Origin of the sequence: Candidatus Filomicrobium marinum (assembly GCF_000981545.1) — a bacterium.
In the GTDB taxonomy this organism is placed as follows: Bacteria; Pseudomonadota; Alphaproteobacteria; order Rhizobiales; family Hyphomicrobiaceae; genus Filomicrobium; species Filomicrobium insigne.
The window spans coordinates 26951-52984 of sequence record NZ_LN829119.1 but is presented as its reverse complement, the minus strand read 5'-3'; the positions used below and the strand labels follow the sequence as shown (position 1 = coordinate 52984).

At 56.8% G+C, this 26034-nt stretch carries 26 protein-coding genes; 7 read left to right on the top strand and 19 right to left on the bottom strand.

The annotated features are described in order from the left end of the window. The first annotated feature begins 164 nt into the window (after window positions 1-164). The 4 genes from chpT to YBN1229_RS00245 all read left to right on the top strand — a co-directional run bounded on the left by chpT (window position 165) and on the right by YBN1229_RS00245 (window position 2858). Window positions 165-803, top strand: coding sequence for a histidine phosphotransferase ChpT (chpT, locus tag YBN1229_RS00260; RefSeq protein ID WP_046475237.1), 639 nt, complete (start codon window positions 165-167; stop codon window positions 801-803). A gap of 126 nt (window positions 804-929) precedes the next feature. Beyond that, a complete protein-coding gene (locus YBN1229_RS00255; protein ID WP_046475234.1) occupies window positions 930-1310 on the top strand; it encodes a response regulator in 381 nt (126 codons plus the stop codon). Between the two features lie 127 nt (window positions 1311-1437). Next, window positions 1438-2061 (top strand): ABC transporter ATP-binding protein, encoded by a 624-nt coding sequence (locus tag YBN1229_RS00250; RefSeq protein ID WP_082100906.1) that lies wholly within the window; start codon window positions 1438-1440, stop codon window positions 2059-2061. After that, window positions 2058-2858 carry an ABC transporter permease gene (locus tag YBN1229_RS00245; RefSeq protein WP_046475231.1) on the top strand — a complete coding sequence of 267 codons (801 nt, stop codon included), beginning with the start codon at window positions 2058-2060 and terminating at the stop codon, window positions 2856-2858. Before YBN1229_RS00250 ends, YBN1229_RS00245 begins: the two co-directional genes overlap by 4 nt. A gap of 9 nt (window positions 2859-2867) precedes the next feature. Here the strand turns inward: YBN1229_RS00245 and YBN1229_RS00240 are convergent, their stop codons facing one another. Together YBN1229_RS00240 and YBN1229_RS00235 are read right to left on the bottom strand one after the other, a co-directional pair. Further along, window positions 2868-3173, bottom strand: a complete 306-nt coding sequence (locus YBN1229_RS00240) for a hypothetical protein (protein ID WP_046479734.1) — start codon at window positions 3171-3173, stop codon at window positions 2868-2870. Window positions 3174-3359: 186 nt separating this feature from the next. Then, window positions 3360-3716 (bottom strand): hypothetical protein, encoded by a 357-nt coding sequence (locus YBN1229_RS00235; RefSeq protein ID WP_052743572.1) that lies wholly within the window; start codon window positions 3714-3716, stop codon window positions 3360-3362. Between the two features lie 280 nt (window positions 3717-3996). Between YBN1229_RS00235 and YBN1229_RS00230 the strand changes: the two genes are divergently transcribed. Further along, window positions 3997-4296, top strand: coding sequence for a hypothetical protein (locus tag YBN1229_RS00230; protein ID WP_046475228.1), 300 nt, complete (start codon window positions 3997-3999; stop codon window positions 4294-4296). Window positions 4297-4669: 373 nt separating this feature from the next. On the opposite strand, the gene YBN1229_RS00220 is transcribed toward YBN1229_RS00230, so the two are convergent. From YBN1229_RS00220 to panB, 9 genes are all read right to left on the bottom strand, one after another. Continuing rightward, window positions 4670-4984: a hypothetical protein gene (locus tag YBN1229_RS00220; RefSeq protein WP_076605258.1), complete on the bottom strand. Its 315-nt coding sequence runs from the start codon at window positions 4982-4984 to the stop codon at window positions 4670-4672. Between the two features lie 253 nt (window positions 4985-5237). Beyond that, on the bottom strand, window positions 5238-5453 hold the full coding sequence (locus YBN1229_RS00215) for a cold-shock protein (RefSeq protein ID WP_046475222.1): 216 nt from the start codon (window positions 5451-5453) through the stop codon (window positions 5238-5240). Between the two features lie 337 nt (window positions 5454-5790). After that, the gene (locus YBN1229_RS00210) at window positions 5791-6645 is read right to left on the bottom strand and encodes a 23S rRNA (adenine(2030)-N(6))-methyltransferase RlmJ (RefSeq protein WP_046475219.1); all 855 of its coding nucleotides are present in this window, start codon (window positions 6643-6645) and stop codon (window positions 5791-5793) included. A 98-nt stretch (window positions 6646-6743) separates the two neighbouring features. After that, the gene (locus YBN1229_RS00205; RefSeq protein WP_046475217.1) at window positions 6744-7196 is read right to left on the bottom strand and encodes a DNA polymerase III subunit chi; all 453 of its coding nucleotides are present in this window, start codon (window positions 7194-7196) and stop codon (window positions 6744-6746) included. Window positions 7197-7497: 301 nt separating this feature from the next. Further along, entirely contained in the window at window positions 7498-7812 is a 315-nt protein-coding gene (locus YBN1229_RS00200) for a hypothetical protein (RefSeq protein WP_052743571.1), read from the bottom strand. Between the two features lie 143 nt (window positions 7813-7955). After that, entirely contained in the window at window positions 7956-9353 is a 1398-nt protein-coding gene (der, locus tag YBN1229_RS00195) for a ribosome biogenesis GTPase Der (RefSeq protein ID WP_046475211.1), read from the bottom strand. 142 nt (window positions 9354-9495) lie between these two features. Next, window positions 9496-10872, bottom strand: a complete 1377-nt coding sequence (locus YBN1229_RS00190; RefSeq protein ID WP_046475207.1) for a PQQ-binding-like beta-propeller repeat protein — start codon at window positions 10870-10872, stop codon at window positions 9496-9498. Window positions 10873-10883: 11 nt separating this feature from the next. Continuing rightward, entirely contained in the window at window positions 10884-11678 is a 795-nt protein-coding gene (locus tag YBN1229_RS00185; RefSeq protein ID WP_046475205.1) for a tetratricopeptide repeat protein, read from the bottom strand. Between the two features lie 273 nt (window positions 11679-11951). Next, window positions 11952-12848, bottom strand: coding sequence for a 3-methyl-2-oxobutanoate hydroxymethyltransferase (gene panB, locus YBN1229_RS00180; RefSeq protein WP_046475203.1), 897 nt, complete (start codon window positions 12846-12848; stop codon window positions 11952-11954). Window positions 12849-13253: 405 nt separating this feature from the next. On the opposite strand from panB, the gene YBN1229_RS00175 reads away from it, so the two are divergent. Continuing rightward, window positions 13254-14873 (top strand): L,D-transpeptidase family protein, encoded by a 1620-nt coding sequence (locus YBN1229_RS00175; protein WP_082100904.1) that lies wholly within the window; start codon window positions 13254-13256, stop codon window positions 14871-14873. Between the two features lie 47 nt (window positions 14874-14920). On the opposite strand, the gene YBN1229_RS00170 is transcribed toward YBN1229_RS00175, so the two are convergent. Beyond that, on the bottom strand, window positions 14921-15517 hold the full coding sequence (locus tag YBN1229_RS00170) for an NnrU family protein (protein ID WP_046475199.1): 597 nt from the start codon (window positions 15515-15517) through the stop codon (window positions 14921-14923). Window positions 15518-15897: 380 nt separating this feature from the next. Here YBN1229_RS00170 and YBN1229_RS00165 point away from each other — a divergent pair, with 380 nt between their 5' ends. Then, complete coding sequence (locus YBN1229_RS00165) at window positions 15898-16563, top strand: hypothetical protein (RefSeq protein WP_152024931.1); 666 nt, start codon at window positions 15898-15900, stop codon at window positions 16561-16563. A 6-nt stretch (window positions 16564-16569) separates the two neighbouring features. Here YBN1229_RS00165 and YBN1229_RS00160 read toward each other — a convergent pair whose 3' ends face one another. The 7 genes from YBN1229_RS00160 to YBN1229_RS00130 all read right to left on the bottom strand — a co-directional run bounded on the left by YBN1229_RS00160 (window position 16570) and on the right by YBN1229_RS00130 (window position 25129). Continuing rightward, entirely contained in the window at window positions 16570-17508 is a 939-nt protein-coding gene (locus YBN1229_RS00160; RefSeq protein WP_046475195.1) for a 50S ribosomal protein L11 methyltransferase, read from the bottom strand. Window positions 17509-17512: 4 nt separating this feature from the next. Then, a complete protein-coding gene (locus YBN1229_RS00155) occupies window positions 17513-18352 on the bottom strand; it encodes a TrmH family RNA methyltransferase (RefSeq protein ID WP_046475193.1) in 840 nt (279 codons plus the stop codon). Then, window positions 18345-19262 (bottom strand): class I SAM-dependent methyltransferase, encoded by a 918-nt coding sequence (locus YBN1229_RS00150; protein WP_046475191.1) that lies wholly within the window; start codon window positions 19260-19262, stop codon window positions 18345-18347. Before YBN1229_RS00150 ends, YBN1229_RS00155 begins: the two co-directional genes overlap by 8 nt. 140 nt (window positions 19263-19402) lie before the next feature. After that, on the bottom strand, window positions 19403-19774 hold the full coding sequence (locus YBN1229_RS00145) for a Crp/Fnr family transcriptional regulator (RefSeq protein ID WP_046475188.1): 372 nt from the start codon (window positions 19772-19774) through the stop codon (window positions 19403-19405). A 125-nt stretch (window positions 19775-19899) separates the two neighbouring features. Continuing rightward, a protein-coding gene (prfB, locus tag YBN1229_RS00140; RefSeq protein WP_139165305.1) for a peptide chain release factor 2 occupies window positions 19900-21031 on the bottom strand; the annotation gives its coding sequence in 2 pieces (ribosomal slippage) (window positions 19900-20961 and window positions 20963-21031; 1131 coding nt in all). A gap of 100 nt (window positions 21032-21131) precedes the next feature. Further along, a complete protein-coding gene (locus tag YBN1229_RS00135; protein ID WP_082100901.1) occupies window positions 21132-23684 on the bottom strand; it encodes a penicillin-binding protein 1A in 2553 nt (850 codons plus the stop codon). Window positions 23685-23935: 251 nt separating this feature from the next. Continuing rightward, entirely contained in the window at window positions 23936-25129 is a 1194-nt protein-coding gene (locus tag YBN1229_RS00130) for an N-acetylmuramoyl-L-alanine amidase (protein WP_244464969.1), read from the bottom strand. Window positions 25130-26034 lie beyond the last annotated feature (905 nt).

The following is a 26034-nucleotide window of genomic DNA, read 5'->3' as shown; positions in this document are numbered from 1 at the left end:
TTGCATCGGCGCGCAACGCCGTGTATTTCTGCGGTTCTATAGGATTTACGAGCGGCCCCCGTTTGGCTCGCGTCGCCACGCTTCTGATACGCTGGCGAGCCGCCGCTTTACTCCAGAACTGATCACCGATGCCCGCGGTAAACGGGCCGACGAGGGGGCACCGAATGGGTGAAATTCAGACACCAACCGATCTTGAGCTTGCCGCCTTGATCTCCAGCAAGATCTGTCATGACATCATCGGTCCGGTTGGCGCAATCTATAACGGCCTCGAAATACTCGACGAAGACGATGATGCCGAAGCCCAGTCCTACGCGCTCGATGTCATTCGCAATGTGACCGAACAGGCTTCTGCGCGCCTGCAATTTGCACGTTTCGCATTTGGTGCTGCGGGGTCAGCCGGAGCACAGATTGATCTGCGGACGGCCGAGCAGATTTCACGCGCCTATGTCGGTCAACGCAAGCACGTCCTGAATTGGGTCGGACCGCCCGGCCATATGGCCAAGGACAAAGTCAAACTGCTCCTTAATATGATCTCCTCGGCAATCACCGTTCTGCCGCGCGGTGGAGAGATCCGCGTTTCGATCGAAGGAGAGTTGGAGCAACCAGCATTCGCACTGCGCTGCACAGGTACCGGCGCACGCCCGCCGCAATACCTGACCGAGTTCGTCGCCGGAGAAGAGCCCACCGAATTCAACGCTCTCAATATCCAGGCGTACTACACGTGGCGCTTGTCTGAAGCCACCATGATGCGACTGGAGATTATCAAGGACGGCGACGACATCATCATTTCGGCGGTACCGTAGGCATAGGCGAACCAGGGCGCAGGTTGTTCGTAACAAAACCTAAACTTAACCATTTGCCGAGAGCATTGCCGCGCCTTCGATACTGCCGCTAGGCGTGGCGTTCCCCTTGATGCTGAGATTTCATCCATGCAGTGCTGTCTGATCATCGATGACGCCGAACTCGTTCGCGGAGTCGCGAGTCAGTTCCTCGAGCGTGCGGGTTATATGGTGATCGAAGCTGAAGACGCTCAACAAGCTCTTCAGACCTGCACCGCTCGGATGCCTGACCTTATCCTCTTGGACTGGCAGCTTCCAGGAATGAGCGCGCATGAATTCCTTGAAGGGCTGCGTGGGCTCTGCCCTGCAGGCGGCCCGCAGATCCTCTACATGATGACCGAATTCGACATCAAAGATCTGACACGCGCCCATGCCGCCGGCATCACAGATTTCCTGCTCAAGCCCTTTGATCGGCAGACACTGACGGCAAAGCTCGATCAGTTTGCCCAAGCCAGACTTGCATCCACTTGAAGTACGACACTCCGACCAGAAACAAATCCTCGTCGCTATCCCTATCCGTAGAGGAAATCGGCCTAGCCCTGTCGTTCCACGACTGCTAATTCACGACCTCAGCATTTCACCCGAGGTTTGCCTGGCCGTGCTACGCGTCGAGCACTTAAAGATCCCGGATTTGCCGCCCCTGACGTTCATCGTCGCGGAGGGGCATTGCCTCGCGGTTGAAGGCCCGTCCGGTTCAGGCAAAACACGACTGCTGCGCGCCATAGCCGATCTTGACCCGACGCCTGGGCAGATCTTCCTGGACGGAGCCGAACGCGGTGAGATGCCGGCACCAAGGTGGCGTTCGATGGTGCGCTACGTCGCGGCAGAACCGGCCTGGTGGACACCAACGCCGCGTCAGGCCTTCCCCGCTGACGAAGGCGCATTGGAAAAAGTTGAACGCGCGATGACCAGCCTGGGCCTGGGCCCGGAACTCATCGACCGCCCCATCTCTCAACTCTCGACAGGCGAACGGCAGCGTTTGGCCTTGTTGCGCGCACTCGTCGATGAACCGAGAGTTCTGCTCCTGGACGAACCGACATCGGCTCTTGATGCCAGACATGCAGCACTCGTTGAGGAACTGATACGCTACCAGCTCATCAGCAATCGTGCGGTGATCATCGTAAGCCATGACGACGCTCAGATCGCACGTCTCGCCGATGCGCGCCTTCAACTCGGACCTACGAACAATACGAAGGCACGAGCCTTGAGGGGTCCGCAATGACCTACATCGATCTTAGCGTCTGGGACCTAGCACTCGCCGCCGCGCTTATATTGCTGAACGCCGCCATCTCATGGGGCTTCCATTTGGGACTGGGGCGCACGCTGGCCTTCAACACTTTGCGAATGGTGCTGCAGCTCGCGTTGATCGGCTACGTGCTTGGCTGGATTTTCGCCCAATCCAACCCGCTGTGGACTGCACTCATCGCCGCGATCATGATCGCTGTCGCTGGATACGAAATCCGTGCACGCCAGTCCCGGCGCTTTACGGGGTTTACGAGCTACCTGCTCGGCTCGGGCACGCTCTTATTCGTTGGCACACTCACCACGATCTACGCGGTCGCGGCCATTATTGGTCCAAATCCATGGTACGACCCGCGCTACATTCTACCAATCTTGGGAATGGTGCTTGGCAACACCATGACCGGCATTGCCCTAACACTAAACACGCTGACAGAATCGGCCGCCCGCGACCGCGCAGCAATAGAAGCCAGATTGTCCTTGGGTCACAGCCGCTTCACAGCTCTGAGCGAAACGCTACGACAGGCCCTGCGAACCGGAACGATGCCAATCCTCAATGCAATGGCGGCATCTGGCGTCGTCAGCCTACCAGGCATGATGACGGGACAAATCCTCGCCGGCCTCGACCCCATCGAGGCGGCGAAGTATCAAATCATGATCATGTTCATTATTGCCGGCGCGACGGCCCTCGGCGTTGTCATAGCCGGTTATGCAGCCGCGCTTCTCCTCTCAGACAATCGACACCGTTTGCGCCTCGACCGTCTCGAGAAAGAAGCCTAAGCCCGCAGATCAGCCGTCCCAGCAAACGTCGGCTTCGGCACGGCACGTGTATTCATCAAAGATAATCAAGTCCAGGAACAGCTCGCACGACACGTCCTTTTTGCCCGTGCGATATTTTGAGATGCCCCGTTCACTCGTCCATTCCTTGATGTACTTGTCGAGGAGATCCTTAGCGTCTTTGGTCGGCCCGTCTTTGCCATAATCATTGACCGAGAACGCAAGGCGCGTGCACTTGGCCTGCGCGGGAGCGACGACAATGAAGGAAAGTGCGATCGTCGCCAGGACGGCCGACAACATCGATGCACGCGTGGACATGGCTGTACCCTGGAAAAATTAACCCTGTTCATCTCCTATAGACGCCAGCGTTTGGCGTGCCTAGAGGCCCAAACGGGTTTCCCCATGGCAATTGCAGCAGGACAACAGCTCAATCCTAGCGGGAAAACAAAAGCGCCGCTCCCCAATACCAGGATAGCGGCGCTTTGTAGGTCTGAAACCGGCAGATCAGTTCATATACGGCGAGTCGCCACCATGAAAGGCAGCCGGGCTATCAAAGAAAAACCCGTGATCGAACGGCCCCATCACGCTCTGCTGATCAACGGAAGGATCACGATAGCTGTTAACGCTACCGAAAATCGAACGGGCATTGCCGTAGGTATTTACAGTGTCGCTATAGTTGTATGAGTAGCCGCCACGGCGCTTCACATACCCCTTAACCTTTACACCACCGCCACGATAGTAGCTCGACTTTGGGTGAGCGCCTTCAGCGCTAGACCAGCGAGACCGCGAACCGGCCTCTGCGGACACTGAGAAAACGGCAAAACTACACAGCAATGCCGCCAACACACACAAACGCATCATAACTCGACCTCACTCACATTGACGTTTAGCCGCCACACTAAACCGGAACTCGTCAGCACTCTGTAAAGAACCGGAAACAATGTCTACGGTTCCAGGTTGTACAGTCTCCATGCATATATGGGGCTGGCCCGAATCGAGCATATTTGCCATAGGAATTATAATTCATTAATGCGTTATCTGTCTGTCGCATAATGCGTTTACTCGACGATTGCTGGTTCAGACGAATCTTCATCCGAACCAACATCGTCACCCTCAAGCTCTTTCGGGAGTTGCATGAATTATGGATATCGTTTCTCTGCTCGTTCAAGCACTAGGTGGGGCTATCGGTGGAAACATCGTCGGTCAGCTCTCACGCGCGCTCTCAACAGGCACGCTCGGCAACACCGTTCTGGGAGCTATCGGCGGCGCGATTGGCGCTTATGTCCTCCCCAAACTTGGCATTCCCGCACAGGCCATTGATCTTGCCGGCTCCGTTGACTGGCAGCAGATCTTGAGCCAATTGGGCATGGGTGCCGGTAGCGGCGCCATCATTTCGGGAATTATCGCGGCGATCCGCAACGCAACATCACGTAGCGCATAGGCAGAAAAAAGAGAGCGGGCGCTTCTCGGAAAGAGAAACGCCCGCTCTCTTGTGAAATCAATTTCACCAACTATTTGCAGGCTTTTTGGTGCGCAACACAATGCGTACCGAACGTAGCCTCTGTGCAAGTCATGTTCACCTGCCCCGCCGGTTTCCAGCTATTGGCGCTGATCTGGTTTTTTAGCGCGGCGTTGGCCATGAACTTCGCCAGATCCTCTGTGATCATGGTCGCCTCACCACCGGCGCGGACGCAATTTCCCGCCTGAGCACCGGTGCTCACACAGCAAACTATTGAAACGAATGCAGCTGTCAGAATGTGAATCCGCATAGCCCACCTCATATGGGATGTATTGATCGTATCGTTTTAGAGATCTTACTTTTTACAAATGGTCGAGGTGCCGTAACACTCGTACCCAAGACCGCCTTGCTTGCATTTGTATTTACGGGGGCCAAAATCATAGCCACTCGTCTTGCCGGTTGCCATCCACTCGGCCCATGCGCCCCAATCCGTTGCCTGAAGCAGCACTTCATCAACTTGGAACTTGGCGCCATCTAGGGATCCGGCGGTACCTTGTCCGGCCTTCTTGAAGCACTCACGCGCTTCCACGTCAGCCGACAATAGGCTCATCCCCACCATCAATCCGACGCCGGCAGAGAACGCCATCGCGAACTGCCTGAGCTTTGTCATAACTCGTCTCTCCTGATGTTTGCGAAACACGTCCGCACAACCAGTCACATTGCATGAAGTGCGGTCGGTTGCACATCGCATGCCCACACGTTTCGGTGGTTGGAGTACTCTTTTCATCACGCGCGTTGCGCACATGCGACAAGCGCTGCCGCGCCCCATTAGGCTCGCAAGAGTAACAAGAGCCGCTCTTTCAGGCGCCGTCTGGAGCGTCTGAGACAACGTCGAACCAGGGACCACATCGAGTGGACCCGGCTCACTGAGCCATTTGCAGATTAATCGCTTTGGGGCCTTTGCCGCGACGGTCCGGCTCCACCTCGAACGACACCCTCATGCCTTCGCCGAGTTGGCCAATACCAGAGCGCTCCACCGCGGTAACGTGAACAAACACGTCAGCCTGCCCCTCATCCGGAATAATGAAACCGAACCCTTTTCGGCCGTTGAAGAACTTCACTGTCCCAGTCTGCCGCATATCGAACCACCTATTCGGAACCGAACGCGATTATCGTCGCATGTAGCAGGTGAGCCCGAATGAAATTCCCGACCAAAACACGCGGGAAACAAATCAACTCTAATTGGCCCATCGCATTACTACAGAACAACGGAGCGGATGGATCCCAAACAATTACAGAATAAGAAACTGAAAATTGGGCAGCAGGCACAAGACCCTCCCGACGCTCAATTCGTGTGTTTCTTGGGGTTAGTCCAAAACTTTTTGAGTATCCGCCCTCGCCACAAGGGACGCAAGATTAAATAACAATCAAAAAGGGATTATTTCGATTAATTACTTTAGCGCAAATGGGGGCTATTTAATTGCTAGAGCCAGCCAGCCAAGTGAGGTGAGAACGCGCTTCACGAGACTGCGCAAGCCTCTCGGCCAGAAAAGGCAATATCTTCCCGAGATGTGCATCAAGAAAATAGGGAGGATTGATGATGAGCAGTCCACTACCATTTAAGCGCTGCTCGTCACCGGGCCGATGCACGAAAAGCTCCGCGCACAAAAGCTTGTCGATACCCAGCTGAGCAACCCGCTGCTTCATAGTTTCAACGGCCGGCAGCCCTTTGATCGGATACCACAGCAGATAAGTGCCTGTCGCAAAGCGCCTGAGTCCATCCTTCAACCCGCTCACGAGCCGATCAAGCTCTCCCGCCACTTCGAACGGTGGATCGATCAGGATGACGCCCCGTCGCTCCTTCGGCGGCAACAGAGATCGCAGCGCAATCCAACCATCAATGTTCAAGATTTTCACGCGCATGTCGCCACGCAGAATTCTAACGAGTGCCGCGTAATCCTCAGGATGCAACTCGTTGACGACCAGAGAGTCCTGCGCGCGCATCAACCCCCGCGCCACCAATGGACTGCCGGGATAACAACGCAACTCTCCGTCTCCATTCACGGACCGTATGCTTGTGAAATAGGGCGCAAGAAGTTCTTTGATGCCGTCGGGAAGATCTTGCCCCCATAACCGTCCGATACCCTCGCGCCATTCACCGGTTTTGCCGGCAGCCTCCGAATTGAGATCGTATTGCCCAATCCCCGCATGGGTATCAATAACGCGAAACGGAGAAGCCTTTCGTTTCAGGTATTCAATGACGAGACTGAGCGTCACGTGCTTGATGACGTCGGCGAAATTCCCCGCATGATAAACGTGACGGTAATTCATCGTTCTATACCGGCAAGAATCTCATGGGAGGACGACAACCAACCCGCCGCATTCTTCCGCAACAGAAGCTCCCCAAACCATACGACCATGGCCAAGTATCAGGCTTTCTTTTCCCAACGGCCATCGCCGTTCTGCTGCCAGTAGGTCACTGTACACCCCGCTGATTTTGCAGCTTTCCACTGTCCGCGCGCGTGGTCCAAGGCTTCGGGGTCCCGACCATCGAACATAAAGACGATGCGAACAAAACCATCAAATGTGCTCGCGCTCGCCCCATCGACAAGAAAACGAACCCCAGCGCCGTTTGGCGTATCATCATCCGTCGTCAGATATATCGGCTGTAATTCGCTGTGCCCATCTGCCCTGCGCCCATGCGGCAGAAAACTGTCATCGCGATAAGTCCAAAGCGCCAGATCCAGGGCTTCGAGCCGTTCTTCTGAACCCGATTGGACCACAGCGCGCCAGCCACGCTCGATCGTCTTCTCAAGCAAGCTCGGCAACACCCGCTCAAGAGGCTGACGCTCCAGATGATAAAATAGAACTTCAGTTCCGATTTTAGCCGCGCCCGCCCCGCCGTTTACCGATCAAAATGAGCTTCACCCAGTCTTACGCGACGCCATTCAAACAGCCACTGAAAACAACGAACGACGCCGTGGAGCTGGCTAGACAGCTCTTGAACGGGACCGGAGTATAAACTATTTAACCATGTCCGGAACGGCGCCAGACACTCGGCTGACGTCCGTGTGGGCGGCGAGCCTTCGGAGAAGCGCTTGCGCTCCCGGGGCTCCCGCCCACTGCGTTCCGTTAAACCCTCGTTCCAACTAGAATCCGACGATTTGATCCGCCGGCATCAACTCACTGATTGTTGGACTTCCGCCACTTCGAATATTCGCCGCGCGTCATATGACCTTCACGGTGCAATGCATCTGCACACACCCGCGATAAACGCTTGCCATTCGTACGCATGCAGCTGTCCAGCTTCTGCGATCCGACTTCGTAGCCATTGCACAAGCGACTGTAATCACCGCTGCACGCCACTTTCACGGCGTCCGAAACTTTTCGCGCCTCCGCACTGCCTACGAAGACCGCACTTGCAACGGCTAGTCCAGCAATCGCCAAACCCGCCGATCGGGCAAACTGCATCTTCGATAGAACTGCAAATATCTTCATATGGTGTCGATCCTTTACCTGCACCTGTTCTGACTTCGCATCGCCGGCACAATGCGAAGATCACGTGATTGATCTTCCCCTGGCGTAGAACTCACAAACTCAGCTCTTCGACGCAACGCCCACAGTAAACAACTCCCGCGCCTCTAACGCTTCTTGGACGGCGCATACGGATTCTCACCTTTTCTGAGATTGAGGCGGATAGGTACTCCGGGCAAGTCGAACGCACTACGTAGACTGTTGGTTAGGTAACGCAGATAACTGCGCGGCAACTCATCTGGCCGTGAACAAAATGCAATAAACGTCGGTGGTCGCGCCGACGGTTGCGTTATGAATCGAATTTTGATGCGACGTCCGGCGGCTGCCGGCGGCGCATGACGAGCTAACGCTTCTTGCAGCCAACGGTTCAAATCGGGCGTACCAATTCGCCGGTTCCAGGTCGCATAAGTCTCAAAAATCGCATGTGTCAGCTTGTCGAGCCCGCGTTCCGCCAACGCTGATATCATGACCAATTTAACGCCTGGCACCTGCGACAGACGTTCATTGACCGTTTCACGTAGCGCTTTGAGCTGGGCCTGTTTGTCCGTAACGAGATCCCACTTATTGACCGCGATGACGAGCGCCCGGCCTTCCTGCGTGACCATATCCCCAATCGTCAGATCTTGATGCTCGAACGGACGCTCCGCATCGATCATCAAAACAACGACTTCTGCAAAACGTATCGCCCGAATCGTATCACTGGCCGACAGCTTTTCGGCCAACTCATTGATCTTTGCTTTGCGTCGCAAACCCGCCGTATCGAATAGGCGAATGCTCCGGCCATTAATGGTGACATCGCTTGAGATGGTATCTCGTGTAAGCCCCGGTTCAGGGCCCGTGATCATGCGGTCTTCACCGAGCAGCGCATTGACCAGAGTCGATTTTCCAGCGTTTGGCCGGCCGACAATAGCAACCCTTAGCGGTCGCTCCAGGTCTGCCACCTCCGGCTCAGAACCACGCTCACCCTTTCGGGTCTTAAAATTCGCTTCGAGGCCGAGCGCCGACATCACGTCATCGACAAGGTCAGCGATCCCTTCGCCATGCTCGGCCGAAATCGGTACCGGCGCACCCAAGCCAAGTTCGAAGCCCTCGAAGAAGCCATCTTGCCCCGCACGTCCCTCGCATTTGTTGGCAACCAAAATCGTGGGGCGCCCAGACCGGCGAACAATCTGCGCGAATGCCTTATCCGCTTCCGTCACACCATCGCGTGCGTCGATCACAAACAGCACGACATCCGCCAGTTCAATCGCACGCTGGGACTGCTCGCGCATGCGTGATTCAATGGAACCGGCGCCGGCCTCTTCCAATCCCGCGGTATCGATTATCCGGACGGTATGGGAGCCAAAGTCCGCAACACCATCTCGGCGGTCCCGCGTCAGGCCAGGCATGTCTGAAACAAGCGCAGTTCTTCGCCCCGTAAGCCGATTGAACAATGTCGACTTACCGACGTTCGGACGGCCAACGATAGCGATAGCCGGCGCATTGGTAGATATTTGGTCCGCCATCAACGTTCCTGCACCGGCCTACTATGTACGGACCCGGCTTTTGGTACACACGCCACAAGATTAAGGCCGCACCGATGGATTAACACCCCGGACACGGTCGAGTAATGCTCAAATACCAAAAAACTTCGATCACTACGAGAAATCAATTCAGCGCCACCAGATGCGCATCGTCGCGGAGAATAAACATGCGTCCCTGAGCCACGACCGGCGCAATGAATACGGGGCCACCAACGCTCTGCTGAGTATTGACCTTGCCGGTCTTGGCATCAACGCTAACAAGCAATCCCTTATCGGATGCTAGCCACAGCTGGCCGCCGGCAAGTGTCGGGCCAGACCACGTTTTGGCACCAGGTAGCTTCGTAGTCCAACGCACACTGCCATCGGTCCGCGTGATGGCCATGAGCTGTCCCGACGTGTTCACAACGAAAACACTGTCACCCGCGACCCAGGGACGTTGCGTGCCCGGGATGTTAAGCGACCAAAACCGCTCCCCCGTCGTCGCACTGGTGGCAACCATACGCCCGGCATGCCCGATGGCATATACTGTCCCCGTATCAATTGCCGGTGTCGCGGTATCGCTCAACGATGCGAGTTGCGATGTCCCGCGGGTACGCGCCAAGTTCTCGGTCCACAACAACGACCCATCGGCAATCTTCAACGTCATCAAGTCACCGGATGGATAGGGAACGGAAACAATCTCGCCATCTACCGCCGGACTAACGTTCATGACGAGACTTGCCTGTTGCGGCAAGCCACGAACAGCCCAAAATTCACTGCCATCGGCACCCGACAGGCAATAAAACCGACCATCCATACTGATGATGAATAGCCGATCCCCGGATGCCGTAGGCGCCGCACGAACCGGCGTACCGAGCGTTTTTTCCCAGATCACTTTACCTGATGCCGGATCGAGTGCGGCGATCTTTCCAAAACCGCTGACGGCATATAGGCGGCCATTCTCAGCCGCGATACCGCCACCGTAGCCGCCCTGCGCACTTGAAGACATCGCAAACGCCGACATGAAACCGCTGCCCGCATTGGCTTCGGCTTCTGGAACCAGGGAATAGCGCCAGATCGCAGAGCCACCCGTCGCAGCAAACGCGCTGACGTTCCCACTAGCATCTAACGCGTAGACGCGCCCCTGATAAACGACAGGGCTCGCCGTGACGCGCCCCTTGGAGCTCGATCCGTCACCCGTATCCGCCGTCCAGATCTGCTTGACGCTGGTATTAAGAACAAGATGGCCAGGCGAGTTATTAGGGTCTCCGCCAGGTTGTCCCCAGTCCTCATTGACGCGCGGCGGCGGCAAGGCGACAGGGGTATCAGCGGACGCAAGCTCACCGACAACCTTCTCCTGAGCGTTCAAGACAGGCAAACGTCGACCGGGCAGAGGCTGCTGCTTCTCAGAGAAGGGATTGAGTTCCGAGATTTTCGGTAAGCTCGGCATACTATCCGCGCACCCGGCCAAGCCAAGCCCGAAGCCGCCTGCAATAATGAGCGCAAGTGCACGACCGATCATTCCGTAGTCCCCTACTTGCCTGCTTCCTCCGGCTGGCTTTTCGCCTGGCCGTCAGAAACCGACTTGGCCTCCTCGGCCTTTTTGTCGTCGCCAGCTGCCTTACCCTGACCCTCCGTAACAGGATCCGATTGCTTTGACGCTTTCATGTCCTCAGCAACGATACTCTCCATACGGATACGGGCGCGCTCCTGAATGCTAGGCGGCGCCTCGGGATCCCCGAGGACAGACTCAAAATATTCGCGCGCTTCCTTTGACTTCCCGGCACCGAGCGCGGCCAGACCAAGCAATTCGCGTGCGCTATGGCGCCAAGCGTTGCCAGCACCCGTCAAGTCGGTGAGCCGATTCTCCATCTCGGTCCAGTCCGCTTTCCCCAATTGAATTGCGGCAACCTGCAAGCGAGCGAAATCCCGAAGGAGAGTATCAGCGCCGGCGTCGTTGGCCACCTTCTCAAAAGTCGCGAGAGCTTCCGTCTCTTTACCCGCTTCTAGATGCGTTGCAGCGAGCTGCAATTCAGCGAGCGTGGCATAGCCCTTGGGCGCAGTCTCGACGACCTTTTCGAAGTCTTTCGCAGCTTCATCAAGCTTATTGGAAGTCGCCTGTTCCAATGCGACCTCGTACTGTGCCCCGGCCTCCTGGGCGATCGACAGCGTATGAGCGCGCCACCACTGGTACCCACCGACAGCGGCGAGAACCAAAACCACACCGGCAATTATAAAGATGCCGTAGCGTTGCCAGATCCGCTCGAACTTTTCTCGCTCGAGCTCCTGTTTGATTTCGCGCAAAAAGGAGTCGTTACTGTCGACCATTATCGCTTATGCCCTTGGGGTTGAGATCACTGCTTCTGCCGAACGCGCGATCAAACTTTGCGCATCCGATACATACACCCGACTTGGGCATAAATACCGCACCGTGGCAACAACACAACCAACCGTCGTGACAACGCTGGGGTTTGTCGCACCAAAGATCCGTTTGATCCCACTCAAGGACCACAACGCTCAGGCATACCGCAACCCTAAGTCAGCCCAAGCACATTCACCACTAGGTGGTTGGGTTTTTGGGCTTTTTCGTGGCTCTTTGGGTTAACCTCGCTTGGCATTGTTCGAGCCTTCTCCCCCAACAACCTCCGGAGAACCGCCCGTCGCACCGGACTTCATCTCATAGGTGTGTTTTGTAGACGGAAAACTGCGGGCCCGGACCTCATCGGCATAAGCCGCAATCGCTCCTTCGATCGCTTCCCCGACCCTGCCGAATTCCTTAACGAATTTAGGAACACGCGGCGACAGCCCCAACATATCCTCCATAACGAGAATTTGACCGTCGCAATCGGCGGAAGCGCCGATACCAATGGTCGGTATGGGAATGGCATCCGTAATCCGCCGGGCCAGCGGCTCCGCAAGGGCTTCTAGGACCACGGCGAAAGCCCCGGCCTCAGCAACCGCGCGGGCGTCGTCTTCCAGGACCTCCCACTGCTCCCGCTGGCGCCCCTGCGCCTTGAAGCCGCCGATAACATTGATTGATTGGGGCGTGAGGCCGATGTGCGCGAGCACCGGCACACCGCGGTCAACCAGATAACGGATCGTCTCCGCCATCCGGCGCCCGCCTTCCAACTTCACTGCTCCGCAGTTTGTTTCCTTCATCACCCGCGCCGCGTTCCGGAATGCGATCTGCGGACTTTCTTCATAACTACCGAAAGGCATATCTACGACAACCAGCGCCCGCTTAGATCCGCGCACCACCGCCTTACCGTGCATGATCATCAGATCCAGCGTCACCGGTACCGTTGTCTCGAAGCCGTGCATAACCATGCCAAGGCTGTCCCCCACCAGAAGGAACTCGCAATATTTGTCGGCAATTGCGGCCGTGTGCGCATGATAGGACGTCAGCGATACGATCGGCCGTTGTCCCTTCAGGTTCGCGATATCTGGCGCCATCAGCCGTTTAACCGAGCCCTGCCCGGGAAAAGATTGCGAAGACATAAATTAGCTACTCCGGTGTCGGATCATCGTGATTGCGCTTTGATGGTGACTGGGCCTTGAAAGCATGGCGATCACGGTCGCCGCTAACGCATTCCTCTTCAAACCCCATTCACTCTAACCCGTCGAGGCGAGACGTTACATACGCCTTACCGTCAATCAGGTCGCCCCCTGGTATACCAGACTTTGACGCGTACGCCTGAAAATTGAGCAGTCCGGAGCCGGCACGTTGAACTTCGGCAACATGTTGCCAGCGACCTGACATTCAGAATGAGGATCGAGTTGCATGATCGCCAAGCCGCCTGATAACCAAAAAAGGTGCGAGCAGTAACCGACGGTTAGCCATCGGATTCCTATACTGCCAGTAATATTTTGCGTTCGCTTTTTTTGAGATGGGTTGATTTGCTTATGACGGGGATGGGGTCGCCGACACGGCGCAACTGGAAGCCTCGTGGGCTCCTGTTAGGGTTAACGCTGGCACTCCTAGCTGGCATTGCTCCGATAACTGATGCTACTGCGAAAAAGCGCTCGAACACGCCGCAAAGTTCGGCTGAAGAAGTCTCCGGGCCATTAACGATCGTGGTCTCGTTACGCCGACAACGGCTACACATCTTCGACGCAAAAGGGCTCGTTTCCTCTGCGCCTATCTCTTCAGGCCGCGCAGGCTACCGCACCCCAAAAGGCATCTTCACGATCCTGCAAAAGCGTCGCCGTCACTATTCGAACCTGTATGGTGGCGCGCCCATGCCCAACATGCAGCGTCTGACGTGGTCGGGCATCGCTCTCCACGCCGGCCCGTTACCCGGATACCCAGCGTCACACGGCTGCATTCGACTTCCGAGCAGTTTTTCCAGATATCTCTTCGGCCTAACAAATCTCGGTGGTCGCGTTATCGTGACGGATGAACCGGTGGCCCCGGTCCGGATCGCCCATCCAGCGCTTCTGAAACCCTTGCCGCCAGGCAACCCGCCAGCCACCGTACAAACAGCTAGCTTGGTTCAAACTGCTGGCCCTGGCGCGACGCCCCACAGCACAGATCTTCTCCTTGGTGTAACGGCGGCAAATGCAGCCGAAACGCTTGGCAGTGAAAAACGCACCCGCGCATCCGTCGCCGCAGCCCGTGCACAGGAGTTGATTGATCTTGAAGCGACTCTCACCCGGTGCCGCAACGAAGAACAGGAGATCGGAGCCGAATTGACGTCAGCCAATCTCGCATTGCGCTCCGCCATCGAGGCTGTAAAAACCGCGGAAGTGGAACTGGGCAACGTCCATGGTCTCATCGATGCGACCGCATCAGCAAAAAGCAAAACGGCCGATGAAATGCTCGCGTTCATGACAAAGAACGCTCAGGTCGAAGGTGAGGAGGCCATCGCAAAAGCGATGGCTGAGGAAGACACCCTCGAAACAAAAATGTTGGAACAGATTGCCACTTACGAGCTTGCTCTAAGTGATGAAAAAAGCTTGCGACGCCTGATCGGTGACCGGCGGTTGGCTGCCGGTCAAGCCAAAGACCATCGTGACGGCATTCTGAGACGGCACATCGCTGCCCGCAAAGCGGCAGTCGCAGCATCAGCCGCGCTGGACAAGGCCAAGAAAGCTGATGCGCGTCGTGATAAGCCGATCTCAATCCTACTGAGCCGGAAAGCCAGCAAGATGTATGTGCGTCAGGGCTACGACGACATTTTCGAAGCTGCCATTGAATTTCAGCATCCGGATGCGCCGGTCGGCACGCACGTCTTTACGGCGCTGGCTTATACGGAAGACGGTGCGGATTTGGAGTGGCATGCGGTGACGGCAACGACACGCAGCGTCTCTAGGAAATCGTCAAAGACGAAAGGCGAAGTAATCCAGACGGCCAACCTTCCAAAGCAGACACCAGGGAACGCAATCGAACGGGTCAACATTCCCCAGGAAATCCGTGATCAACTCGCCGAACATTTAAAGCCCGGCTCCTCCATCATCATTACTGATGAAGGCAGAAGTTACGAAACCGGCAAGTACACGGACTTGATCGTAGAGTTCCGTTAAGAGCTCAGTGGCCGCCACGTGAGCGGCCACCCAGAACCCGCTTCCGCTCAGGTTCCGCCTGCCCCACCAACCAGCGGCACGCCGATTAGCCACGCATGTCCCCAAAACAGCATCGCCGCATAAAGCCCAAGGCCCAACACAACCACGAGAACATCGTTGATCACCGGCGCATTAGCGCCACCTGCCCCCATGTTTCCACGGTGTTTGAGGCTAATCCGGTCGTAAACGGCATACGCCAGGAAGCTGCCGAATAGGACGATCGAAGCGACATCCCCATTGGCCAACAGGTGCGCCAGAGCCCAAATCTTGATCGCCACCAGCATGGGATGCTTCACCGCCGCCCGAATGCGTGAGGGAATATAGGCGGCCACGAGGAGGATCATCGCTGGCAGCATGAGGGTGAATGCCACGTGCCGCGTCCATGTGGGCGGATACCAGAGTATCGGGTTCTTTGATCCCAACATGGCCTGCATTTTTGCGAAGCCGAGAACGATCATCACAAAACCGATAAGGGCCACAATGGAGAACACTCCCTTGTAGCCCATCTCGCCAAATCTCACTGCGAGACCATCGCGCAATGGGCGGTTCGTTGGCACCAGATGGATCGCAAAAAAAAGCGCAAGCCCGGCTATCAGCAGCATCATCGTCAGTGTTCTCCCCTCGATCGAGACACGGTGTAGAAACGCACATCAGACGCGGCGATGCATGTCCACCGTCATTAAGCTCCAGGTAATTCCTTGGCTGAATACCTGAATTCTGCCGCAAAAGCTGCCTCCACCTTTTCTTCACGGCAATCGGATAAGCTGTGGAAATCTACACGTATTGCCGAAATGCGACATGCAGTATAATTTCACCTCACGGGAGGGTTGAGGGACCCAATCGTGGTTTATGTGGCAATAAGCTAGGGCCCGGGCTGCGGCGGCGATGGGCCGGGAACGGTGTTCGTGCGTACTCGCTCACCCGAAGCCACGGGATGCGCCGTGGTCTGCCGACTCCTCACCGATCGCCGGTCGGAGGAGGGGCTATGATGTCCCTGTTCCGCGGCTCAGCCCGATCCGACGAGGAAACCAAGGCACGGGCGACCGCCCCGCCTCGCATGCGTCGCCGCCTCAATCCATTACAGCGACAGGCCGAACACCCCCCGACGCCAACAGTACCTTCTGACGTCGAATGGCGCCTTGAGCAGGAATTATCTGCTGTTTTGTCCCGTCGACCGATGAGACATCGTCACTTCGACGATCAGACAGAACGTTCGCACGCCTACGCAGACATCGAAGCCCCCGAACCTCCACCGCGTACATTGCCCTTCGTCGGGCCGCATCCTTCAACCTTGAATCAGACGACCGAGGAAACGGGAGAGACAGACAGCCTCTTTTTCGTAGACGAGTACGCAGAGGAAGAGGTTTGGCCCAACACAAAAAATGCGGGCGCTAGATCATCGGATCTTAAGAATACGAACTGGCTGCTCACCGCGCGACGCGCGCGGCGCAATCGTGGCCTTCGCCGTATCGCGTCCTGGCTTATCACAATCATCGTAGGCGGTTTTATTATCTCGATCGCAGCCGCGATCCTGTTTGGAATTCCAGGCAACGAAAAATTTGCCTTCCGGAAAAACGCCGCTTTGGAAGCTCCGGCCGTTAGCGAACCCACCCGAACTGCGCTGACCAAACCACGGTGGCGACTAGACTGAAACCGGTTAGGGCAGATAGCCCCTGTCGAGATCCATCGTGACGCGATCAAGGCGTGAGCCAGTACCGGACAAAACGTCGGCCTGCCATTTCAAGTGAGTCCCGGCTTGCGGCGAAGTCTTCGAACCGATAGCAAACTTCAGCTGTGCTTTCGCAGGCACCTCAAGTGGCCGCTCCAGTGGAAAATAAAGCTGCTCCCAATGGGTCTTTGCAGCTCCTGGTCCCGTTGAGATGCTCACACCCTCAATCAATTCTGCCTGCCACCAGACAGCAAACCCGTAAACAGTGCTCTCCTTACTCACGCTCCAAGAAGCTTCACCGCTGCGGTTTGCCGAATTGTGCTTGCTGAGATCAACGTGATCCCATTGCCGCTGTCCGCCCTCAAGCAACTCGCTCTCGCGCAATCGCCGCACATAGACATTGTTGAGGCTCATTAGCTGAGCGTCCGTCAAATCCAGCCCAAAGCGTTTTCCCGTTTCGCCCCAAACCGTCAGCTCCCGATGCAAACGAGCACCAATCACGGGCTGCACAAATTGCGAGATCGCGCGCGGTATGATCTTGCCCCCCTTCTTGAGGAACCGCCGCCGCGCATCATTCAAGGTCGCGATAATGTCTTCTTCAAAGGCGTAGTTGCCGAGCGTTTCGCTGACGATCAGATCTACCTTGGGCGGATCGTACATCTCTGTCGAATGGCACGGCATCAAGTGACAGTTGTCAAAACCGCTACGCGCAATCGTTCGCTCGGCGACGCTGGCCACCTCGCCGACTTCATAGAGAAAGATCTCCTTCGCACCAAGCTGCGCCGCCATCACACCTAACAACCCGGTCCCCGCTCCTATGTCGGCAACAACCGTTTCCCCCGGTTCGATCAGAGCTTTCAACGCGCGATGAAAGGCGACGTTGCGAACGGTATCGGCGATCAATGTACGGTGATATTCGATGCGCATCAGGTCAAATGCTCAGATGAGGGCCACGGATCTGATAAAGGGTCAGCGCCGTAGCAATAGCCAGGTTGAGTGAATCGAGCTTCCCCGCCATCGGAATTTTCACGCGCCGGGAACAGGCTTCCGTCAGTTCTGCTGAGAGCCCTGGCCCCTCGCTTCCCATGACAACCATGACCGGCCCGCGATAAGCAACGTTGCGGAAATCATCGCTCGCACGCAGATGCAGGCCGACAACGTCTCCTGGCCACTGCACGCGCCACGCCAAAAATTCCTCGCGCTGCATCTTCACAAGCGGCGTGGAGAAAATGGAGCCCATCGTGGCGCGTACGCATTCTCGCGAATAAGGATCACAACAATTGCCGACCAGGATAATGCCGCGCCCACCAACAGCATCCACGGTCCGGATCATGGTCCCGAGATTTCCAGGATCACGAACCTCCTCGAGCACAAGCCAAAGATCATCCGCATTTTGTGTGTTGGCGTCAGGCGCGACACCCCAGCGCTGGTCGAAAACGCCGAGCATGGCCTGAGGATTGTCCTTCGACGAAACCTTCGCAAGCACCGCTGAGGAAACTTCCAGAACCTCGGCATGATCCGCCAGGGCCGACTTAATGAGATCGCGCGCAACCGAACCGCTCGCCTCCTGCGGTTCGTAGATCAAGGTCCGCACTTTGAAACCCGCCTGTCGGGCGGTCACAAGGATCGACGCACCCTCCGCAACGAACAGTCCCGTCTCGCGCCGCGCTTTGCGCATATCGAGAGCTCGCACAGCCTTGATGCGGTCGTTCTGTAGGCTGGTGATTGGTCGGGGACGAGAGGCCTCACGGCCGTACGCGCGATCAGTCATCCCGCCACCATCTCACAAAGAGCGAAGTCGGCACGGCGTTACCTCCATGTACGGGAGAGATAGCCAACTCACCGATGGAAAACCGCCCCTCAGATCCTTCCACGACCTGTTCTGCAAGTTGACCGAACGCCAACGCAGACGCGCGGATGGCATACACCGTCAATATGAATGCGGAATTCTCTGGTGCCAACAAGCGGCTGCAGTCTTCAAGAAAGCCCGGAAGGCTCTGAAACAAATCCCACGTCTCGTTCTTCGGGCCACGCCCGAACTTGGGTGGATCGATAAGAATGACATGATAGGTGTTGCCGCGCCGGACCTCACGCGCAACGAACTTGGCCGCGTCATCGAGCATCCAACGAATAGGCGCATTTTCAAGCTTGGAAGCCGACTGATTTTCCTTCGCCCACCCGATCGCCTTTTTCGAGGCATCGACGTGAGTAACCTCAGCTCCCTGCGCAGCCGCAATCAGCGATGCCGCGCCGGTGTAACCAAATAGATTGAGGACACGCGGTCGCTCTTTACCGCGCGCGGTGACACGCGCGATTCGTTCGCCCATCCATTGCCAATGCGGTAACTGCTCGGGGAACAAACCGATGTGCCACAAGCCCTGCAGGCGGCAGATCATGCGCGCTTGAAGCACATCGACGGGCCAACCATCCGGCACAGCTTTGTCGATGCGCCATCGTCCCTTTTCCTCATCCTCATCCGACGCGGAAAAGACCGCATGAGCGCGCCCCCAACGGTCCGCCCCAAGCGCGGGCTTCCACAGCGCCTGCCGCTCGGGGCGATCAACGATCACGCTTCCAAACCGCTCAAGCTTACGCCCACCGCCGGAGTCCAAAAGCTCATAGCCTTCGCACCCCGGTGTGACGATCAGTTCGAGCGAATTGCGGTCAGGAGAAGTTGCCATAAAGAACGTGGGTAAGCTGCGGGATGACACAAAACGAAAAGACGTCTCTTCCAAAGACAGACCGATGGATACGCCAAGTTGGCGCCTCCCGCCAAATCCGTCCGAACACACGCTCTTTCAGTTTAGCGGTTGTAGCACCGCTACAAACTCTCGTTCGTGCGACGGATACGGCCCGCTAATAGACGCATAAGCCTCAAAGCGAATTCCGGATCATGCCGCACGAGTTCATGAAACGCGGCGCGGTCAATTGGGAGAACCTCGGTTGGCTCCTCTGCAACGGCAGTTGCGCTACGCGGAGAGCCATCGATCAAACTCATTTCACCGAACACGCCGTTAGCTTCGATGTTTTCCAACACCATGCCACCGGCTTTGATGCTGACGCGGCCTGAACGGACGACATACATGCAGTCGCCACCGTCGTCCTGCACGAAAATCCGCTCACCAGGCGCAAACTGCGCAGCCGCTGCGCCCACCCGCTCAAGAACACCGATATCAATCACCGGCTCGCTCATCTTCCGCCTCGACATCACAGGTTCGAGTGCGAAGCCTATCCCTCAGTCGTAGGATCGACAAGCGAGATAGCCCGCGGAACTGGCCAGTTGGTTGACGCCGCGGGCCAATCCGGATGGTTCACAGATTATTCGACGTCTTCGACCTCTACAGGCCCGCCACCCTTGATCCGCTGCGCGAGAGCCGCTTCAAGGAAGAGGTCGATCTCCCCGTCCAAAACCGCACTCGGATTGCCGCTCTGCACACCCGTCCGCAGATCTTTGACCATCTGATAGGGCTGCAAAACGTACGAGCGGATCTGATGCCCCCAACCGATCTCCGTTTTGGAAGCAGCTTCCGCGTTGGCCTTTTCCTCGCGTTTCTTGAGTTCAAGCTCATACAATCGCGATTTCAACATAGCCCAGGCAATCGCACGGTTTTTGATCTGCGAACGCTCTTGCTGGCTGGCCACGGCGATGCCGGTTGGGATGTGCGTGATGCGCACAGCCGAGTCGGTTGTGTTGACGTGCTGCCCGCCCGCGCCCGACGAGCGATAGGTATCGATCCGGCAATCACTCTCGTTGATATCGATATCGATATCGTCATCGACCACCGGATAAACCCACACGGACGCAAAACTGGTGTGCCGGCGCGCGTTGGAGTCATACGGTGAAATGCGCACGAGCCGGTGCACGCCTGACTCCGTCTTGAGCCAGCCGTAAGCATCCTCGCCCTTGATCTCTAAGGTCGCCGACTTGATGCCTGCTTCTTCGCCCGGGCTCTCCTCGATCAACGAAACGCGATAGCCGGCGCGCTCCGCCCAACGCATGTACATGCGCGTGAGCATCTCTGCCCAATCCTGGCTTTCCGTGCCGCCAGCACCGGCATGGATCTCGACAAAGGTATCGTTGCCATCGGCTTCGCCCGAAAGCAGCGCGGAAACGCTGCGCCGCTGCGCTTCCTCATCAAGCTTCTTGAGCGCCGCCTCTCCCTCGGCAACGGTCCCCGCGTCGTCTTCCATCTCGCCAAGTTCGATCAGCGTCACGCAGTCGTCGAGATCGCGCTCCAGGCTCTCGTACGAATTGATCGCCCGCTCCAGCGTCTGACGCTCGCGCATCACTTTTTGCGCACGCTTCGGATCTTCCCAGAGGTTGGGATCCTCAGCCCGGCGATTCATTTCATCGAGACGGTCTTTGGCTGTATCCCAGTCAAAGATGCCTCCGTAGGAGGGAAAGCGCCTCTTGGATGGAATCAACGTGCTTTTGCGGTTCAGCGCGCATTGCGGCCTCAAGTGAGTTGAATTGTTCTGAATCTGGCGGTGGATATAGTCACGCCCACCGTGCCTGTAAACGCGACCCATTCACGGGAATATTGCCCGGGTTACCAGAACCCGCCGCGTCCGGAGCCGAAACTGCTCGGTGCAGGACGGCTACTATAGCCGCTGCTCTGGCTGTCGCCCATATAGGCGCCCCCACCATCGGGATCGGAAAATCCAATAATGGAATAGGCGTCGTCAGGCTCTTCGTTCGGCTTGAAAGCCTCCATGATGGCTTGATCGTCACCCGGTTCTGCCCGAAGTCCCGTAGTTCTGTTAACGAGCACAAGCTTGATGCCGGGCGGAATACGGAACGGCGTCGCCGGCTTATCTTGCAACGCATACTCCATGAAGTCACTGAACACAGGGGCCGCCACCTGGCCGCCAGTCATGCCTTTACCCATCGGCCGTGGCGTGTCGTAGCCAATAAACACACCCACGACGAGGTCCGGCGAATAACCTACGAACCAGGCATCCTTCTCCTCGTTCGTGGTACCGGTCTTGCCCGCGAGAGGACGATTGAGCTTCTTCAACCGCGTTGCCGTACCGCGCTGAACGACACCTTCAAGAATTGACGTCATCTGATACGCCGTATGCGGATCTATGATTTGACGCCGATCATCAGGGATTTCCGGCTCTTCTTGCCCCATCCAAGCCCGCGCCGTGCAATCCGGGCACTGGCGCGCATCATGCCGCCATACGGTCTTACCCCAACGATCCTGAATGCGGTCGATAAGCGTGGGATAAACTTTCTTCCCGCCGTTAGCCAGGATGCTGTAGGCCGTCGCCATACGCAGAAGCGTCGTCTCACCCGCACCAAGGGACATCGAGAGTACCGGCAGCAGAGAGTCGTAAATGCCGAAACGCTGCGCATACTCCGTGATCAACGGCATGCCCATGTCCTGAGCCAGCCGCACGGTCATCTGGTTTCGCGACTTCTCAATACCGATACGCAGCGTCGACGGTCCGTAGGACTTGTCCTTGTCGTAGTTTTCAGGCCGCCAGATATCCTGCCCAGGCCCCTGCTCGATTTCGATTGGAGCGTCCAGGACGATGCTTGTCGGCTTGTAACCGTTGTCAATCGCGGCCGCATAAACAAACGGCTTGAAGGCGGAACCCGGCTGCCGCTTAGCTTGTATCGCCCGGTCAAACTGACTGATATCAAACGAAAATCCACCAACAACTGCGAGCACACGACCAGTGTGTGGATCCATCGCGACAATGCCGCCACCCACCTCCGGAATCTGCATCAGCGACCATACGCCGGTGATGTCATCCGGGTCCTTGGGAGCGACAAAAACGACATCGCCAACAGATAAGACGTCGGTTACCGACTTCGGCGCCGAACCATTCGATTTCGCCCATTTGACTTCATCGAACTTGAGTTCAACCGCCTCACGTTTATCGACAAGCGACCCATCCTGGTGCTTCTCTGGCTTCAAGCCCACGATCGCCTTTGAGGACTGCGTATCGAGCACAACGCCGATCCGCCAGGGCGCAAGATCCCCAGGTGCATCGACCTTATTAAGCGCCGCACCCCAATCACCCGCGACATCAATTTTAGCGTGCGGACCGCGCCAACCCTTGCGTCGATCTACAGTAACAAGGCCGCTCATGAGAGACCGGCGCGCGTATTTCTGAAGCACGGGGTCGAGCGTCGTGCGCACCGATAGCCCCCCACCGTAAAGCTTGTCCTCTCCGTATTGCGAGAGAAGCGCGCGACGAACTTCCTCGGCGAAGAAATCGGCGGCGAAGATGTGAGCGCCAAACGAGCGAATATTGACCTTTAGCGATTTCGCTTTGGCCTCATCCGCCTGTTCTTGAGAGATATAACCATTCTCCAGCATCTGACCGATAATCCAGTTCCGCCGCTCAACAGCGCGCTCGGTATGACGGAACGGATGGTAGTTGTTCGGTGCCTTTGGCAGCGCAGCCAGATAAGCCGCTTCCTCAATGGTCAGATCCTTGAGCTCCTTAGAGAAGTAATTGAGGCCTGCAGCCGCAACACCATAGGAGCCGATGCCGAGATAGATCTCATTAAGATAGAGTTCGAGAATCTTGTCTTTCGAAAACGTGCGCTCGATACGTATGGCCAGAATGGCCTCTTTGAGCTTGCGCTCCATCGTACGATCGCTCGTCAACAGGAAGTTCTTGGCGACCTGCTGGGTAATCGTCGAAGCACCCTGCACGCGGACCGACTTACCGAGTGCTTTAGCCTCCACCACCTTGAAGACAGCACGGGCCACACCCTGGAAGTCAATGCCGCCGTGTTCGTAGAATCGGCTGTCTTCCGCGGACAAAAACGCGGCAATCACGAGCTTCGGTATTGTGTTGATTGGCACAAAGATCCGCCGCTCTCGCGCATACTCCGCGATTAGAGAGCCGTCATGCGCATGAATCCGCGTCATCACGGGCGGCTCGTACTCAGCAAGCTTTTGGTAGTTGGGCAGATCATCCGAGATACGCATCAAGACGTACCCCGCACCCGCCGAAGCAACGAGAAAAACGACCACAAACGCCGCGAAGCCAAAGCCCAGCACGCTCAATAAAAGGCTCCGCCCGCGGCGCTTCTTGGTCTTTCGGCGCGGCGCGGGTGGGGGTATGGTCGGCGCTCTCATCAGCTCCTAGACCTGCATAAATTGCTCGCGTCGGCCCTGCTCAACGCAACCGCCGACATTTCATTGGCTGGAGACGAATTTAACATGCATTGTGGCATCACGTCGTCGCCGCCTTAGAATTTGAGATACGTACACGCAATGAACGCCACGTTATCAATCATTGTCGTGTGACAAAAAACCTGCCTGATCGCAAGCCCGCGCCATGTCCCATGCAGTATAGATCACGGATTGGTAAATGCTGGGTACAACCTTCAGTGGGAACGGCGCTCAAAGAAAGCGTCAACCGCGTCAGCAATGGATACCGAAACAGATTCACGCCATTTTTGAGACTGCATCATTTTCTTGTCTTCTGTATTGCTGAGGTATCCAAGCTCGATAAGAACAGAAGGCGTGCGGGTCTGCTTGAGCACCTTGAACGCAGCCGACCTTTGCGGAGACCGCGCCAACCGCAGTTTCTGTCGCATCTCTCCTACAAGCGTCGAAGAAAAATCCGCTGAGAAATTGGCCGTCTCGCGTTTCAGCAAATCCGCCAGAATACTGCGAACCTCGAAGGCGCCCTCCGACTCGTCCGGGTTCAGGCCCGCAACCGCATCAGCGCTGTTTTCCTTCTCGGCCATTCGCCGCGCCATAGCATCCGAAGCTCGCTCTGAAAGAGTGTAGACGGTCGCCCCTCTTACGTACTTGGCTGAATCGGTATCGGCGAGAGCATCAGCATGCAGAGAAATAAACAGGTCCGCCTTTTTCTCTGACGAAAACATCAAACGATCATCAAGGGATACAAAAACATCGTCAGTTCGCGTCATAAAAGTTTGATAGCCGCCGCGCTTCGTCAACTCTCGATGCAGCTGCTTGGCAACTTCAAGAACGACGGATTTCTCGTAGATCTCGCTTCCCCCGAGAGCGCCAGGGTCGACACCACCATGCCCAGGATCGATAACGATGACCGGCTGGGCATTTCGCGGGTGAACCGCTTCGGCGTCATCCGCAGGCCTAGAACGGCTCATCTCCCGTTTGCGCGCTCCGCCGGTACCAGTGCCAAACGTAGCTGCGTCCGTTGCGCGCAAAAGCAAATTGAGCTGTACCCCCTCACCTTCCGGAACATTGATCATCTCGGCCCGGGCGATAACAACCGGGAGTTCGGTGTCCATCACGATGCGGGATTTTCGCGGTGCGAAGAGCCCATACCGAAAGGCCTTTACCAGCCCTACCCCGGAATGGCCTGCATCAGCGGTCAGCCGAAACGAAACGTCCGGCATATCGATGATGACCCGATAAGGATTGGCCAAAGTGAACACTTCGGCAGGAACGCCAGCTGACAGTGTCAGGCTGAAAACGGTCTCGTCGCGATCACCCTCGACTTTAGCGTCGGTCGCAACAACACTCGCCGCCGCTGGCAACGCGCTGACAACTATCACCAGCACAATGGCCACCAGCGCCCACATCATACTAAGTCCGCTGCGCCTCGCGATGCGCAATAGTTAGCCCCCCGGCTGACCTTTAACCTTAAAAATCAATCGGCTCCCCCGAGCCCACTGTCTTTCGCAAATCCGCGATCGAATCACCGCCTGCGGTGACTCGTGCAAGCCACCGCAGTATCTCCCCATATGTAACAACACGACATGCATTAACGGATTATTTGCCCGCAGACTACAAGCTAGAGCCTATAACTTCATGGCTCAGGCGGGCCCAAGATCAAGTTGAAGGCCTTGCGCGATTCGCCTGTTCGTCATAAAGAATTGTAATGGTCGTTCGGAATGCGACAGACGGGATGTGACTCGGGTCGCAACTACGGCAGTTACGGCGCTTGCAGCCCACCCTTTATAGCGGATTGGCGCTGACCTTAGCGAGTAGCCGCGCATTTCCAACAACCGGTGGTGGCATCCTCCGTGGTGCGCTCCCGTATCGACCCGTGTGACCGTTTAATTTGGGCCGGTGCCGTTTTTGCGCCGTTATTTAGGCCTGCAACGTTTCTCAGGGACGATCGCTCAGCGCCCCAGGCGAAGATGGTGCTTTTTTTGCGAAGGTCTGCCGCGTGCCAGGACCATTGGCTTCGCAGATCCTGTCTTCTGGTGGGCATGCCCGAGCATTACCGCCCTTTCCTCCCCCTTTTTCAAAAGGGGACTCGTTTCAGCCCGGCGTCGCAATTCGTGGCGCGGCAGCCGGTTCATAAAGCTAAGTAAGCTACGCAATGCCTAATGCACGCACGACCAACCTGAATGCTCAAGAGCGCCGCTCGGCGCTCAGCAGCTGCTGCCGGAATGATTTCGGCCCGGGTCGGACGCGCGACAATCGTTCCACCTCTAACCCCAACCACTTAATCGCCACAGCGCGCATCGCCCCCGTGCGATCG

Bases quoted from the DNA above. Each gene is read 5' to 3' on its own strand.
- chpT (WP_046475237.1), top strand. From the start codon at position 165: ATGGGTGAAATTCAGACACCAACCGATCTTGAGCTTGCCGCCTTGATC.
- YBN1229_RS00255 (WP_046475234.1), top strand. From the start codon at position 930: ATGCAGTGCTGTCTGATCATCGATGACGCCGAACTCGTTCGCGGAGTC.
- YBN1229_RS00245 (WP_046475231.1), top strand. From the start codon at position 2,058: ATGACCTACATCGATCTTAGCGTCTGGGACCTAGCACTCGCCGCCGCG.
- YBN1229_RS00240 (WP_046479734.1), bottom strand. From the start codon at position 3,173: ATGTCCACGCGTGCATCGATGTTGTCGGCCGTCCTGGCGACGATCGCA.
- YBN1229_RS00235 (WP_052743572.1), bottom strand. From the start codon at position 3,716: ATGATGCGTTTGTGTGTGTTGGCGGCATTGCTGTGTAGTTTTGCCGTT.
- YBN1229_RS00230 (WP_046475228.1), top strand. From the start codon at position 3,997: ATGGATATCGTTTCTCTGCTCGTTCAAGCACTAGGTGGGGCTATCGGT.
- YBN1229_RS00220 (WP_076605258.1), bottom strand. From the start codon at position 4,984: ATGACAAAGCTCAGGCAGTTCGCGATGGCGTTCTCTGCCGGCGTCGGA.
- YBN1229_RS00215 (WP_046475222.1), bottom strand. From the start codon at position 5,453: ATGCGGCAGACTGGGACAGTGAAGTTCTTCAACGGCCGAAAAGGGTTC.
- YBN1229_RS00210 (WP_046475219.1), bottom strand. From the start codon at position 6,645: ATGAATTACCGTCACGTTTATCATGCGGGGAATTTCGCCGACGTCATC.
- YBN1229_RS00200 (WP_052743571.1), bottom strand. From the start codon at position 7,812: ATGAAGATATTTGCAGTTCTATCGAAGATGCAGTTTGCCCGATCGGCG.
- der (WP_046475211.1), bottom strand. From the start codon at position 9,353: ATGGCGGACCAAATATCTACCAATGCGCCGGCTATCGCTATCGTTGGC.
- YBN1229_RS00190 (WP_046475207.1), bottom strand. From the start codon at position 10,872: ATGATCGGTCGTGCACTTGCGCTCATTATTGCAGGCGGCTTCGGGCTT.
- YBN1229_RS00185 (WP_046475205.1), bottom strand. From the start codon at position 11,678: ATGGTCGACAGTAACGACTCCTTTTTGCGCGAAATCAAACAGGAGCTC.
- panB (WP_046475203.1), bottom strand. From the start codon at position 12,848: ATGTCTTCGCAATCTTTTCCCGGGCAGGGCTCGGTTAAACGGCTGATG.
- YBN1229_RS00175 (WP_082100904.1), top strand. From the start codon at position 13,254: ATGACGGGGATGGGGTCGCCGACACGGCGCAACTGGAAGCCTCGTGGG.
- YBN1229_RS00170 (WP_046475199.1), bottom strand. From the start codon at position 15,517: ATGATGCTGCTGATAGCCGGGCTTGCGCTTTTTTTTGCGATCCATCTG.
- YBN1229_RS00165 (WP_152024931.1), top strand. From the start codon at position 15,898: ATGATGTCCCTGTTCCGCGGCTCAGCCCGATCCGACGAGGAAACCAAG.
- YBN1229_RS00160 (WP_046475195.1), bottom strand. From the start codon at position 17,508: ATGCGCATCGAATATCACCGTACATTGATCGCCGATACCGTTCGCAAC.
- YBN1229_RS00155 (WP_046475193.1), bottom strand. From the start codon at position 18,352: ATGACTGATCGCGCGTACGGCCGTGAGGCCTCTCGTCCCCGACCAATC.
- YBN1229_RS00150 (WP_046475191.1), bottom strand. From the start codon at position 19,262: ATGGCAACTTCTCCTGACCGCAATTCGCTCGAACTGATCGTCACACCG.
- YBN1229_RS00145 (WP_046475188.1), bottom strand. From the start codon at position 19,774: ATGAGCGAGCCGGTGATTGATATCGGTGTTCTTGAGCGGGTGGGCGCA.
- YBN1229_RS00135 (WP_082100901.1), bottom strand. From the start codon at position 23,684: ATGAGAGCGCCGACCATACCCCCACCCGCGCCGCGCCGAAAGACCAAG.
- YBN1229_RS00130 (WP_244464969.1), bottom strand. From the start codon at position 25,129: ATGATGTGGGCGCTGGTGGCCATTGTGCTGGTGATAGTTGTCAGCGCG.